At 47.1% G+C, this 13,927-nt stretch carries 12 protein-coding genes; 8 read left to right on the top strand and 4 right to left on the bottom strand.

Annotation, left to right across the window (positions count from 1 at the left end; translation table 11 throughout):
• Nucleotides 1-66: 66 nt before the first annotated feature.
• Nucleotides 67-840, top strand: a complete 774-nt coding sequence (locus tag MY7_RS15040; protein WP_029325807.1) for a thioesterase II family protein — start codon at nt 67-69, stop codon at nt 838-840.
• 432 nt (nt 841-1,272) lie between these two features.
• Here MY7_RS15040 and MY7_RS15035 read toward each other — a convergent pair whose 3' ends face one another.
• The 3 genes from MY7_RS15035 to MY7_RS15025 all read right to left on the bottom strand — a co-directional run bounded on the left by MY7_RS15035 (nt 1,273) and on the right by MY7_RS15025 (nt 5,779).
• On the bottom strand, nt 1,273-2,610 hold the full coding sequence (locus MY7_RS15035) for an MFS transporter (protein WP_007614063.1): 1,338 nt from the start codon (nt 2,608-2,610) through the stop codon (nt 1,273-1,275).
• Complete coding sequence (locus tag MY7_RS15030) at nt 2,583-3,206, bottom strand: TetR/AcrR family transcriptional regulator (RefSeq protein WP_015240677.1); 624 nt, start codon at nt 3,204-3,206, stop codon at nt 2,583-2,585. The genes MY7_RS15035 and MY7_RS15030 overlap by 28 nt, the downstream gene beginning before the upstream one ends.
• Before the next feature lie 71 nt (nt 3,207-3,277).
• A complete protein-coding gene (locus MY7_RS15025) occupies nt 3,278-5,779 on the bottom strand; it encodes a PEP/pyruvate-binding domain-containing protein (RefSeq protein ID WP_029325808.1) in 2,502 nt (833 codons plus the stop codon).
• Nucleotides 5,780-6,079: 300 nt separating this feature from the next.
• Here MY7_RS15025 and MY7_RS15020 point away from each other — a divergent pair, with 300 nt between their 5' ends.
• The 3 genes from MY7_RS15020 to uvrA all read left to right on the top strand — a co-directional run bounded on the left by MY7_RS15020 (nt 6,080) and on the right by uvrA (nt 11,358).
• A complete protein-coding gene (locus tag MY7_RS15020) occupies nt 6,080-6,316 on the top strand; it encodes a CsbA family protein (RefSeq protein ID WP_003151438.1) in 237 nt (78 codons plus the stop codon).
• Nucleotides 6,317-6,491: 175 nt separating this feature from the next.
• On the top strand, nt 6,492-8,477 hold the full coding sequence (gene uvrB, locus MY7_RS15015; protein ID WP_003151439.1) for an excinuclease ABC subunit UvrB: 1,986 nt from the start codon (nt 6,492-6,494) through the stop codon (nt 8,475-8,477).
• Nucleotides 8,478-8,484: 7 nt separating this feature from the next.
• The gene (gene uvrA, locus MY7_RS15010; protein WP_007614061.1) at nt 8,485-11,358 is read left to right on the top strand and encodes an excinuclease ABC subunit UvrA; all 2,874 of its coding nucleotides are present in this window, start codon (nt 8,485-8,487) and stop codon (nt 11,356-11,358) included.
• Nucleotides 11,359-11,406: 48 nt separating this feature from the next.
• Here uvrA and MY7_RS15005 read toward each other — a convergent pair whose 3' ends face one another.
• Nucleotides 11,407-11,646 (bottom strand): hypothetical protein, encoded by a 240-nt coding sequence (locus MY7_RS15005; protein ID WP_003151443.1) that lies wholly within the window; start codon nt 11,644-11,646, stop codon nt 11,407-11,409.
• A gap of 197 nt (nt 11,647-11,843) precedes the next feature.
• Here MY7_RS15005 and MY7_RS15000 point away from each other — a divergent pair, with 197 nt between their 5' ends.
• Genes MY7_RS15000 through MY7_RS14985 form a run of 4 tightly spaced genes read left to right on the top strand, consistent with a single transcriptional unit; the run spans nt 11,844 to nt 13,851 of the window.
• Nucleotides 11,844-12,170 (top strand): hypothetical protein, encoded by a 327-nt coding sequence (locus tag MY7_RS15000; protein ID WP_003151444.1) that lies wholly within the window; start codon nt 11,844-11,846, stop codon nt 12,168-12,170.
• A 24-nt stretch (nt 12,171-12,194) separates the two neighbouring features.
• Nucleotides 12,195-13,292 (top strand): DUF4097 family beta strand repeat-containing protein, encoded by a 1,098-nt coding sequence (locus MY7_RS14995; protein WP_007614045.1) that lies wholly within the window; start codon nt 12,195-12,197, stop codon nt 13,290-13,292.
• A gap of 4 nt (nt 13,293-13,296) precedes the next feature.
• Nucleotides 13,297-13,491 (top strand): PspC domain-containing protein, encoded by a 195-nt coding sequence (locus MY7_RS14990; RefSeq protein WP_007407447.1) that lies wholly within the window; start codon nt 13,297-13,299, stop codon nt 13,489-13,491.
• Nucleotides 13,492-13,851, top strand: coding sequence for a phage holin family protein (locus tag MY7_RS14985; protein ID WP_007407446.1), 360 nt, complete (start codon nt 13,492-13,494; stop codon nt 13,849-13,851).
• Nucleotides 13,852-13,927: the final 76 nt, after the last annotated feature.

Here is a 13,927-nt window from a genome sequence, read left to right as displayed (position 1 = left end):
AATACTTATAGGTTTATATAGTAATGATAGTGGGCTCAAGTTGAACATAGGAGTGAGTGAAATAAAATAAAAGTATTTCCTATTCCATATGCTGGAGCGTCGGTAAATGCATATTATGAATGGAAAAAACTACTGCCGGATAGATATGAATTGTGTATATGTGAATTGGCTGGAAGAGGAACTCGATTCACAGAGCCTTGTTACCAGTCTGTTGGTGAAGCAAGTGAAGATATCGCCAAAAGAATAAGTGAACAATTAGAATATGACGATGAATATGTTATATTTGGACACAGCATGGGAGCCTTATTGACTTATGAGATATATTATAAACTTAAGCAAATGGGAACTAATGAACCAAGGCATCTGTTTTTTTCTGGGCGAGATGCTCCACATATTTTTGAAAAGAGAGAAGACATTGAAAATATGACTAATGAAACTTTCTTGACAAAGGTGGAACAATATGGGGGAATACCAGAGGATTTTTATACAAAAGAGATTATGGATATGTTTCTTCCGATTTTGCGAGCAGATTTTATAATTTTGGACAATTATAAGTTTCAGCCCAAAGCAGAAAAAATAAGTTGTGGAGTAAGCGTTTTTTATGCGGATAGCGATTTTTCGACTCATATCAATGAAATGCATAAATGGAGTGAAGTTGTTGAAGGAAACGTGAAATTTCATAAGTTTAAAGGAGAACATTTTTTTTTGAATCGGTATCCTAATGATATTGTAAATACTATTGTTAAAGATACAGAGACTCAAAATATTTACCAGGCCACCCACCTGGATCGCCTAGATTTTGGTTTAGACTTTCTTGTCCCAATCAAGTTCCAAAAATAAAAATTTAGACTTTCTTTTCTTTGTACAGTTTGAATGTGTTTTGAAATATTATATTTAAAATAAATTTTATCAGTCTGAGAATCCTTCAATGATTGTTATTTAATTTTGCTTAATTATAAAAGTAATATTCGATAATTGTTTTAGGTAGGTTTTAGTAAGGAGAATTATGAAAAAAAATAAGAAAAAACATTGGAAATAATAAGCTTTCAGTTTTATTAATTATGAAAAATCACATATAAAAAGCCCGGTGCCGCTAACAACACGGCGGCCGGGCTTTTTTTACGGCCGGATTACGATGTAAGCGCCGAACTTGATCGGAACTCTCAGCCATTTACATTGCAACGGCATTGCGGTGACACTTTGAGAGAGAAAAATAAGAAGGAAAACTGGAAAAGGTTCCGGAAAGCGGGTGCTCACGGAACCTTTTTTTGTTTACGCCGAATGGCTCTTTTTCGTCTGAACGGTTTCCCCGGACTTGATACCAAGCGATACGAACAAGCCGATCACAGAAACTCCGATCAATATGATAAACAGAATATGAAACCCGGAGATTAAACCGATCAGTGCTGAAGAAATAATGCTTCCGAAATAACGGAAGGTGGAGAAAATCCCGGATGCGATGCCGGACATGCCCGGTTCTACCGTCGCAAGAGAAGATACCTGCATGCTCGTCAGCCCCGCACCTGACGCGATGCCGCCTACAATAAGCGATGCCATAAGAAACGGAACGGAATGGGAATAAACCAAAAGCAGAAATAAGAGATTGGCTGCGGCCATCAGCCCGAAGGACAGAAAAATCATTCTTCGCGCGCCCCATTTCTGATGCAGCTGAGCTCCGCCCCAGTTGCTGGCGGACATGAAAACAGAAAAGACTGACAGCGCCATGCCGCTGTGCGACGTATTCATGCTGAAGTGGCCGGTCATAAAGAGCGGCATAATCAATAACACGGCGTACATCATTAAATTGCTTAACAGAACCGACAGATTGGCGCTCGTAAAGGTCGTGTTTTTAAACAGGTCAAAATCAATAATCGGATGTTTCGTGCGCAGTTCCCGCCTGAAAAACAGCGGAACAAATATGAGAATGAGCAGCGCGTACACCCAATAGCCCAAAGAGCTTTCATTTTTCGTCAGAAGAATAATAGATACAATGCTTCCGGCAAGCAAAACGGACCCGATGATATCAAGCGGAGCGTCAGACGTTTCTTCTTTATATTTAGGAAACATCACTAATGCCGTCACGAGTGCGATTGCAAGAAACGGAATGTTGACCCAAAAGATCGAATGCCAGCTGAAGCTCTCAATTAAAAGAGAGCCGATAAACGGACCGAGAGCCGCGCCCAGCCCGGCACCGAGGCCGAAAAAGCCGAATACTTTCGGAAGCCGTTTTTCAGACACGACATGGCGGATGATGGCGATGCTGTTTGGCGTAAGCAAAGCGCCGCCGGCAGCCTGAAGCGCCCGGAAGAAAATCAATAAGAAAAGACTTGGCGAGAGGGCGCACCCCAATGATGCGATGAGAAAAAGGCCGACGCCCCATAAATACATTTTTTTGTTTCCGTACATATCACCGAGTTTGCCGGCAATGGGCTGTGTCACGGCCATCACGATTAAATACACGGTCACTACCCATGTGATGCTGGCAATTGATTCGCTGAATGAGCGGGAAATGGATGAAAGGGCGACTGCGATCATCGTAGAATTGATGGGAACGAGTATGGCTCCCAGCAAAAGCGAAACAATCAGCGCCCATTCTTTCTTTGAACCCATCCTTCATCCTCCTTGGAGCCGGAAAATGACCGGCCGGTAATGCCTTTCATGAAAATCTCAGTGCTGTGTTTCAGCATCGTTTCCTCAGAGAGAGTAATGACTCTTTTCCCCAGCTGCAGCCGGTGTATAAAATAACCGAAAATCATCGTCATAAAGACGTCTGCATTAGCTTCTTCGCTGCCGGGGCTTATCATATTTTTCTTTGTCAGCTCCTTAAAGTAAACGATTAAATGCTTTTTCACGGATTGCGGATATACGACGATATCCTGCAGGACGTCTTCGAATAGTTCCGGTTCGCGCAGGCAGATGCGGAACACTTCTTTTTTTTGTTCCAATTGCTGAAGAAGGGTCGCGGCGAAATGAAGAAGATCCTCATACAGATCGCCTTCCGCCTTAGTGATCATGCTTTCCGGAACCGGCGTCTGCTGTTCAATCATGGCTTTCATTAATCCTTGTTTGTTTTTAAAATTACGAAAAATCGTTGCTTCGCTTACTTTTGCTTTTTCTGCGATTTCTTTTGTTGTCGCTGCGCGGTATCCTTTTTGGATGATCAGATTCATCGCGGCGTCAATAATTCTCTTGTTCGTCGTTCTCAACATGTTTCACCTCGCGTAAATACTGGCAGGACAAGTATACACCCGCCCTGGCCGTCAATAAAGAGGGAAACCTAGCATGAAGCGCGTTTAACAATCGTAATCTTGCCGTTTGTCCCGTCCACCGTGACGATATCTCCGTCGTTGAGCCTGTCAGTCGCGGCACGAGTGCCGAGAACGGCCGGGAGCCCGTATTCTCTCGCGATGATCGCCGCATGTGACAGGATGCCGCCCGTGTCCGTAATGACGGCCTTTGCATCCTGGAACAGACTGGTCCACAGCGGTGTCGTCATTTTGCAGACAAGCACGTCTCCTGTTGAAAAACGGGAAAATTCACTTGCGTCACGAATGACTTTCACCGGGCCGCTTGCGATTCCGCTTGACGCCGCAAGTCCGTAAATTTGATGTTCAGTGTTTTTTTCATCTTCTGTGATGGAGCCGGTAATCTGTTCAGCCGTTTTCAGCTGTTCCGAAGTCGGAGTCCCGAGATAAGCGGGGGCTTCAAGCAATTGATATTGCTTGAAGAGCTGTTTTCGTTCAGCGGCTTTTTCCTGCATCGGAACCGGCGATACCAGCGCTTTCTCGACTTCATCGCTGTATAAGTACCACATATCCTCCCGATCATCGATTACGCCTTGTTTTTGAAGCAGCTCGCCGATTTTCAGAAGGCAAAGGCGCGCTTTGGCGTCCAGCATCGCATCAATATAAAAATGGTGATCATCTTTGATGACGGATGAAGACAATGTCCACTGATAATAGCGGTCAAACGTTTCCCGGAAGCCGTCATCTTCAATTCTATCCATAAAGTCGGCGTAGAGCTGTTTTCGTTTTTCTATCGTTTTATGAAACTCACTGTCAAAATCGTATCCGTTCCGGACATAGTTCTGAATGTTGGCCAAAGCGAAATAAGGGTTTTCCGCCCAAGTTTCTTCAATGAGATCATGACTTTTCACGGATCTCCAGCCGTATTCCTGTAAAAATTCACCGACTTGTTCGAGAAAGCGTTTTCCCTCATTTGATTGCAGAAGCGTCTGATGCAGCTCGTCGGCATGAGAAACCGTAAAGACGCGCCGCAGCTCAGGGCTGTCTTTTACTTGTCCGGAAAGCAGCCAGAGCTGTCTGTCGGTTTCCAATGACTTATTCATGACGCCGGCCAGCATTTCATACAGAAGGGAGGTGTTTTCTTTCTCAACCTGTCCGTACATAGATTCCAGTATCATGTTTAACGCAACCTGCGGAAAGACAATATTGAAATGTTCTGCGTATCCTTTTAAATAGAAGTCTTGCAGGTTTCGGAACGCATCAAGGGCAGTCTCCGGCGTATGGTCTGTATGCGCCAGTTCGTCCAGCTTTTGATAAAAAGGCAGAAAGGTTTCCTGAATAATATCGTACATGCGGTCAGCCAAGACGGGGAAAAGCGCTTCTAACTGTTCTGCGGGCAGCTTGTCGTCCGTCTTATGCTGTCTGGAAAAAACATGGCCCTGATGAAGTTTGACACGCTCAATCTCGATGCCCATCACAGGGAAGGTCTTCGTGCTCTCTTTGAGGCCGTATTCCAAAGCCGGCACAATGAGTGAAGCGAATAACGGGCTGACGGGACCTTCTATATTGGACTCCATATTGAGCCAAAAATCTTTCTGATCCCGGGGCGTCATGATAAATTCCCGTTCTTCGTCTGCCGCTTTCTGATCCTGCGCGATCGTTGTAATCGGTCTGGCCTGAAGCAGATAGAGCTTATTTTCGGCAAATCCGAATTCGAGATCCACGGGATAACCGTACAGTTCTTCCGTCTTTATCGTCAGCATGGCAAGCTCTTTGACGCTCTCGTCATCAAGGCAGAAGCGGTTTCTCATGTCAGCGGACGTCTCTTTTTCCGTCACGCCTTCGTCTTTAGAGACGATATACATTTCTTTTAAGCCGATTTCTTTTTCAATCTGAAATGTGTCTTTATTGACGATAAATGTGTCGGGCGTCACGCTGCCGGAGACGATTGCTTCTCCGAGGCCGTAGCTCGCGCTGATCATCAGTTCTCCGTCATCATGTGTGACGGGGTTGCGGCTGAAAATAACCCCTGAAACCTCGGAATTGATAAGCCCTTGCACGACAACGCCCATTAACGGTTCTGCGGTGTCATTGTTCATTTTCTCTTTATAACCGCTGACCCGCGCCGAGAAGAAGGAAGCCCAGCACTCTTTCACTTTTCCGAGAAACTCTTCTTCTGTTTTGATATTTAAATAGGTTTCGTACTGGCCCGCGAAAGAAGCGCCTTCAAGATCTTCGGACGCGGAGGAGGAACGTACGGCGACAGAGGCGTATGATTCTCTCAATTCATAAAACGACGCGGTCAGTTCCTCCCGAAGCTCTTTTGAAAACGTGCCGTTCATAATGGCGCGCTCCATCTGTTCCTGATCTGCTTGAAGCCCGTTGTCTTCCATAAAACGTGTCAGGGCATTCGTCTGAATGATGAAACCGCCGGGAACGGGCAGCCCGTTTTTCGTCAGTTTAATCAGGTTCATTCCTTTTGCTCCTGCAGAGCGGCTCGATTCTTCCGCTTTTTGAAATCGCACTGAATACATGCGGTATGACCCCCTTTTTTTCTTCATCCAAGAAAATGATAGTAAACACTATCATTACATTGTAAAGAGGGAGGAAGAAACTGTCAAAGATACAAAGACCTAAACCTTCTCATCCTTTCGGCTGAAGAAAGGTAATTCGATTCATCTGGTTAATGGTTCAATGGATTTATATTCACAATTTTTTTGACAGATGATTGAAGACTGCTGAAAAAGGGTATTGTGATAGCAGGGGAACGATTGTCCGATTCTTCATTTTTTACTATAATCAGATGAGATGAAGAATTCCCGAGGAGGGTTTTTGTGATTACAAAAGCCGTTTTTGCATTATGTTTCCCTTTTATGCTGGTCGTCCTTTTTACGCGCGTCACGTTTAACCACTATGTGGCGATCGCTCTCACAGCCGCACTGCTTTTCGCATCCTATTTAAAGGGTTATACCGAAACGTATTTTATCGTTGGATTGGATGTCGTATCGCTGGTGGCCGGAGGGCTGTACATGGCCAAAAAAGAAGCAGACAAAAAGAAAGACAATGCCTGACATGGTGAATATGAAATAGAATGCCTGCTTTTACGCCATAAAAGCAGGTTTTTTATACAAAAATTGACTTGGTAAAAACAAACCATCGAACTTTAGTTCGTATTTTTAGTGATTTTGCCCGTCATTGTGTTACTATATCAATAGGAAGATTTCGTAAAGAAACGGAGGCTTTTTTGTGAAAGATCGTTTTGAGTTAGTCTCGAAATATCAGCCCCAGGGAGATCAGCCGCAAGCGATTGAGAAGCTTGTCAAAGGCATACAGGAAGGCAGAAAACACCAGACTCTCCTGGGTGCGACAGGGACGGGCAAAACCTTTACCGTGTCCAATCTGATTAAAGAAGTGAATAAACCGACACTGGTCATTGCCCATAACAAAACCCTAGCCGGACAGCTGTACAGCGAGTTTAAGGAGTTTTTCCCGAACAACGCTGTCGAATATTTTGTCAGCTATTACGATTACTATCAGCCGGAGGCGTACGTGCCTCAAACGGATACTTTTATAGAGAAAGACGCAAGCATTAATGATGAAATTGATAAACTGAGACACTCCGCGACATCCTCTCTGTTTGAACGGAGAGATGTCATTATTATCGCGAGTGTGTCATGCATATACGGTCTCGGTTCACCTGAAGAATACCGGGAAATGGTCGTGTCGCTCAGACCGGAAATGGAGATTGAGCGGAACGAGCTGCTGAGAAAGCTTGTGGATATCCAGTATGCCCGCAATGATATCGACTTTCAGCGCGGGACGTTCCGCGTGCGCGGAGACGTTGTGGAAATCTTTCCGGCTTCCCGTGACGAACATTGTATCAGAGTGGAATTTTTCGGAGATGAAATTGAGCGGATCAGAGAGGTCGACGCTTTGACCGGAGAAATTCTCGGCGACCGTGACCATGTCGCGATTTTCCCGGCTTCCCACTTCGTCACCCGGGCGGAAAAGATGGAAAAAGCGATTCTGAATATTGAACAGGAGCTTGAGGAGCGCTTGAAAGTGATGCACGAAAACGGCAAGCTCCTTGAAGCGCAGCGGCTTGAGCAGCGGACGAGATATGATCTTGAAATGATGCGGGAAATGGGTTTTTGCTCAGGGATCGAGAACTATTCAAGACATTTGACACTCCGTCCGCCGGGCTCTACGCCATATACGCTGCTTGATTATTTTCCGGACGATTTTATGATTGTCGTTGATGAATCACATGTGACGATTCCGCAGGTGCGCGGCATGTTCAACGGTGACCAGGCGAGAAAACAGGTGCTTGTCGATCACGGGTTCCGCCTGCCGTCAGCGCTTGACAACCGTCCGCTCCGATTCGAGGAATTTGAGAAACACATGCACAATATCGTGTACGTGTCGGCGACTCCGGGACCGTATGAAATTGAGCATACGCCGGAAATGATCGAGCAGATCATCAGACCGACGGGACTCCTCGATCCCCTCATTGACGTCCGGCCGATCGAAGGACAGATTGATGATCTGATCGGCGAGATTCAGGCGAGGATAGAACGGAATGAACGCGTTCTTGTGACGACTTTAACGAAAAAAATGTCAGAGGATCTGACCGATTATCTCAAGGAAATCGGCATCAAGGTCAATTATCTGCATTCCGAGATTAAGACGCTTGAACGGATTGAAATCATCCGTGACCTCCGCCTCGGAAAACATGATGTGTTAATCGGCATCAACCTGCTGAGGGAAGGGCTTGATATTCCGGAAGTGTCACTTGTCGCCATTCTCGATGCGGATAAAGAAGGCTTCCTCCGTTCTGAACGTTCGCTGATTCAGACGATCGGACGGGCGGCCAGAAATGCGGAAGGCCGCGTCATCATGTATGCCGATAAAATCACGAATTCGATGGAAATCGCGATTAATGAAACGAAGCGCCGCCGGGAACAGCAGGAGCGCTTTAACGAAATTCACGGCATTACGCCGCAAACGATCAATAAGGAAATCCGCGATGTGATCCGCGCGACGCAGGCCGCTGAGGATAAAGAAGAATATAAAACAAAAGCCGCGCCTAAACTGGCGAAGATGACGAAGAAAGAACGCCAGAAAGTCGTTGAACAAATGGAGCACGAAATGAAAGAAGCGGCCAGAGCGCTTGATTTCGAGCGGGCGGCAGAGCTTCGTGATTTACTGTTAGAGCTTAAAGCGGAAGGATGATGAACACATGGCAATTGACCGGATCGAGGTGAAAGGCGCAAGGGCGCACAATTTAAAAAACATTGATGTAACGATTCCGCGGGATCAGCTCGTCGTCGTGACGGGGCTGTCCGGATCGGGAAAATCATCCCTTGCCTTTGACACCATTTACGCGGAAGGACAGAGGCGGTATGTTGAATCGCTTTCTGCCTATGCGCGCCAATTTTTAGGGCAGATGGATAAGCCGGACGTCGATGCGATCGAAGGGCTTTCTCCGGCGATCAGCATTGATCAGAAAACGACGAGCCGCAATCCGCGGTCAACCGTCGGAACGGTAACGGAGATTTATGATTATCTCCGGCTGCTGTACGCGAGAGTCGGGAAGCCGCACTGCCCGGAGCACGGCATTGAAATTACGTCGCAAACGATTGAACAGATGGTTGACCGGATTCTTGAATATCCGGAGCGGACGAAGCTTCAAGTGCTTGCGCCGATCATCTCAGGCAGAAAAGGCGCCCATGTCAAAGTGCTTGACCAAATCAGAAAGCAAGGTTACGTAAGGGTGCGGATTGACGGAGAAATGGCCGAGCTTTCCGACGATATTGAACTTAAAAAAAACAAAAAGCATTCCATTGAAGTAGTCATTGACCGGATTGTCGTCAAGGAAGGGGTTGCCGCCCGGCTTTCCGACTCACTGGAAACCGCGCTCCGCTTAGGGGAAGGCCGTGTCATGATAGATGTAATCGGTCAGGAGGAGCTGATGTTCAGCGAGCATCACGCCTGTCCGCTTTGCGGTTTTTCTATCGGAGAGCTTGAACCCCGGCTGTTTTCGTTTAACAGCCCGTTCGGCGCCTGTCCGACTTGCGACGGTCTCGGCTTGAAGCTGGAAGTGGACCCTGAGCTCGTCATTCCCAATCCTGAGCTGTCATTAAAAGAACACGCCATCGCGCCGTGGACGCCGATCAGTTCACAATATTATCCGCAGCTGCTTCAGGCGGTCTGCCGCCATTACGGCATTGATATGGAGACTCCGGTCAAAGACCTGCCGAAGCATCAGCTTGATAAAGTGCTGTACGGCAGCAGTGATGAACGGATCTACTTTAAATACGAGAATGATTTCGGACAAGTGCGCGAAAATGAAATTGAATTTGAAGGCGTGCTGCGCAATATTGAGAGACGGTATAAAGAGACAAGCTCCGATTATATCCGTGAACAGATGGAGCAGTACATGTCACAGAAGCCGTGCCCGACGTGCAAAGGCTACCGGCTGAAGAAAGAAGCGCTGGCCGTTTTGGTCAACGGGCGCCACATCGGCACCATTACCGAGCTTTCCGTCGGCGATGCGCTGGAATTTTTCAAAAAACTGACACTGTCTGAGAAAGATATGCAGATTGCCGATTTAATTTTAAGAGAGATTGTGGAGCGGCTCAGCTTCTTAGATAAAGTCGGTCTTGATTACCTGACGCTGAGCCGGGCGGCGGGAACGCTGTCAGGCGGAGAAGCCCAGCGCATCAGGCTTGCAACGCAGATCGGCTCCCGTTTGTCAGGCGTCCTGTACATTCTTGATGAGCCGTCCATCGGCCTTCACCAGCGTGACAATGACCGTCTGATCAGCGCGCTGAAAAACATGAGGGATCTCGGCAACACACTGATTGTCGTGGAGCATGATGAGGATACGATGATGGCTGCCGATTATTTGATAGATATCGGTCCGGGCGCCGGCATTCACGGCGGCCGCGTCATATCGGCGGGGACGCCTGAAGAAGTGATGAATGATGCGGACTCTCTGACCGGACGTTATTTGTCAGGGGCTCAATTCATCCCGATGCCTCCGGAGAGAAGAAAGCCTGACGGCCGGTTCATTGAAATCAAAGGCGCTTCAGAAAACAACCTGAAAAAAGCGAACGCCAAATTCCCGCTCGGCACTTTTACGGCGGTGACAGGTGTGTCCGGTTCCGGAAAAAGTACGCTTGTGAATGAAATTCTGCATAAGGCGCTTGCGCAAAAGCTTCATAAAGCCAAAGCGAAACCGGGAAGCCATAAAGAGATCAAAGGCCTCGACCACCTTGATAAGGTGATCGACATCGACCAGGCGCCGATCGGCCGGACACCGAGATCAAATCCGGCAACTTACACGGGTGTGTTTGATGATATCCGCGATGTATTCGCGCAGACAAATGAAGCAAAGGTGCGCGGCTATAAAAAAGGCCGGTTCAGTTTTAATGTAAAAGGCGGGCGCTGTGAGGCCTGCCGCGGCGACGGCATCATCAAAATTGAGATGCACTTCCTTCCTGACGTGTACGTTCCGTGTGAAGTGTGCCACGGCAAACGTTACAACCGGGAGACGCTTGAGGTCACATACAAAGGAAAAAGCATTTCTGACGTTCTGGATATGACGGTGGAAGATGCTCTGTCTTTCTTTGAAAATATCCCGAAAATCAAACGCAAGCTTCAAACGCTTGCCGATGTCGGACTCGGGTATGTGACGCTCGGCCAGCCGGCGACGACGCTGTCAGGCGGAGAAGCGCAGCGCGTCAAGCTCGCTTCCGAACTGCATAAGCGTTCCACCGGCCGGACGCTGTATATTTTGGACGAACCGACGACAGGCCTCCACGTTGATGATATCGCAAGGCTTTTGGTTGTGCTTCAAAGACTCGTCGATAATGGTGATACCGTTTTGGTCATTGAACATAATCTCGATATCATTAAAACGGCGGACTACATCGTCGATCTGGGACCTGAAGGCGGAGCGGGCGGCGGCACGATCGTAGCCTCCGGGACGCCTGAAGAAGTTGTCGAAGTGAAAGAATCATATACGGGCCGCTATCTGAAACCGGTAATGGAACGTGATAGAAAACGGATGAAAACATTGCTGGCCGAAAAAGAAACGGCAGCCACGTAATAGATCAATAACAACAGCCCAAAACTCATCGGTTTTGGGCTGTTGTTGTTACAGGCTTTTTTTCTGTTGGGGAAGCTGTCTGCTTAAATGCATTAAGTCCTGCAGAATATGGGTGCTGCTGCTGTCCAGCAGCACTTTTATATATTGGATATCATGGGAAATGGGAAGAGGGGCTGCTTTGATCTGTTCCAATTCAGCCAGCATTTCGCTGTTCATTCTTTTCTGTTCGCGAATTAAATTTCGAAGACTCTCTTCCGTTACTTGGGCGTTTTCGGGATCTTTCTCCATTTGCATGTCCTCCTTGCATACGGTCAGGCTTTGTTACATATTGTAATCGGTTCGGGGAAAAGATTCTATAGTGAAATCTCTGAAATCAAAAATTACGTATAACGAAGCATGTCCTTAGCATGAAAATGAAACCCGCCCATTCGTCATACGTATGTATAAGGAAGGGTTTTTACATCACGGCACAGGGAGTGTTTTTATTGAACCGAAATCAAGCGATTATTGCATCAATCTGTTATTTCAGCGTGTTTCTCGCGCCGCTCATTCTTCCGATTGTGGCTTACTTTGTCGTCGATGAAAAAGAGACGAAGCGGCATGCCATGCGCGCTCTGATTTCCCATATCATTCCGTTTGCGGGATTGCTGATTGTGACCGCGGGTGTTGTCGGCGGATTGATTACGGCTCAGGGGGAGAGTATGGTGCCCGTTTTTGTTATGATAACAGGAGCAGCTGTTTATTTTCTGATCCTCATCGGAATGGTCATTTGGAATATCGTGCAGGGAATTAAGGTGTTACGCCAGGTGTAAGAAAAGTCGGGGGAGGCGTTTTGTATGAAACAGGAGAAAGAACGGATTTTAAAGCTTGTGGAAGACGGCATGCTGACGGCGCAGGAAGCACTGACGCTCATTGAAAAACTGGATCATGAATATAAAGAAAAAGAAGAGCAGATCACCGCATTATCTGCGGAGGTCCAGGAACCTGCGGAAGATTTCGAGAGCGGGGCAAAAGGAAGCCAAAAGCCGTCGCTCGGGGCGAAGCTGTTCGACTGGATTGATTCTGCCGTCAAAAAAGTGAAGGAAGCGGATCTTGATCTGAATTTCGGCCACGCACACGAAGTGCAGCATATTTTTCAATTTAAAGACAGCGAATTCTCGGCCATTGATATGCAGATTGCAAACGGCAGCGTCAATATCGTGCCGTGGGCGGATGAAGATATCAGAGCGGAGTGCCAGGCGAAAGTGTACCGGGCGGACAGTCAGGAGGCGGCGCGCACCGCATTTCTTCAGCACATTGAGTGTGAAGTGAAGGGCAATAAGTTTTTTGTCCGCACGGAAAAGAAAACGATGAAAACCAATGTCACGCTTTATGTTCCCCAGAAAGAGTACGATAAGATAAGAGTGAAGCTGTTTAACGGACCGATCAGAGGGGAACATTTACATGTAAAAGAATTCTCGGCGAAAACGACAAACGGCGTTCTGTCATTCTCTCATTTGACGGCTGATAAAGCGTCGGCGGAAACGGCTAACGGACAAATCAAGCTGGCCGGACATCAATGCGGCGCGATTGAAGCGGAAACGATCAACGGCTTGATTGATTTGCGCGGATCGAGTGAATCCATTGACGTTCAAAGCTTTAACGGCAATATCATGCTTACCGTGACAGCGCCGCACTGCCGCTCCATCTACACGAAAACGACGACCGGAAACGTGGATATCGCTCTGCCTGATGATTCGGCGGTGAAAGCGGAGCTGAAAAGCAATCTCGGCTCTCTCAGCCATGAGCTGATTGATGCGGAAATTTTAAAGGAAAAGAATGATACCATTCAAAAAGAACTGATGCTGGCATCAAATCAAGGCCATGATCAGCATCTCTCGATTTTCTCAGAATCGTTAACAGGAGCCATTAAGCTCAAGCATACTCAGAGGTGATTGGATGAAAAGACTTTACCGTTCAGAAAAAAACCGTAAAATCGCCGGCGTCGTCGGCGGTTTGGCGGAGTACGTCAATATGGATGCGTCGCTTTTACGCATTATCACCGTTGTATTAGCGCTTGTCACGAGCGGAATCGTGCCGATTGTATATATTATCTGGTGTTTTGTTGTACCTTTAGAAGGAGATTTGAAATAAATGATCAAATGGGCAGTCAGCATTTTAGTAAATGCTTTATTATTAATCGTTATCGCGGGATATTTTGATTCCGTCCATATCAGCAGTATCGGAGCGGCTGTCATCGCCAGTGTGATTCTTTCTGTGTTAAATGTACTGATCAAGCCGATCATCGTCATATTGACATTGCCTGTCACGGTTGTGACCCTCGGCCTCTTTCTGTTTGTCATCAACGCCATTACGTTAATGATGACCGCAGCCTTGATGGGAGACAGCTTTCAGATTGATGGGTTCGGCACCGCCATTTGGGCATCCGTCGTGCTGTCTGTTTTCCACTTGCTGATCCAAAAAGGCATATTGGAGCCGCTTAGAAAAAGGTAAAAAACGAGCTGTCCCGAGAGGGCAGCTTTTTTATGTGTGATTTACATAAGCGGCAGCCTCCTGACGCAACATAATG

It is taken from the genome of Bacillus sp. 5B6 (genome assembly GCF_000259405.1).
In the GTDB taxonomy this organism is placed as follows: Bacteria; Bacillota; Bacilli; order Bacillales; family Bacillaceae; genus Bacillus; species Bacillus velezensis.
This window is presented reverse-complemented; position numbering and strand designations above follow the sequence as displayed.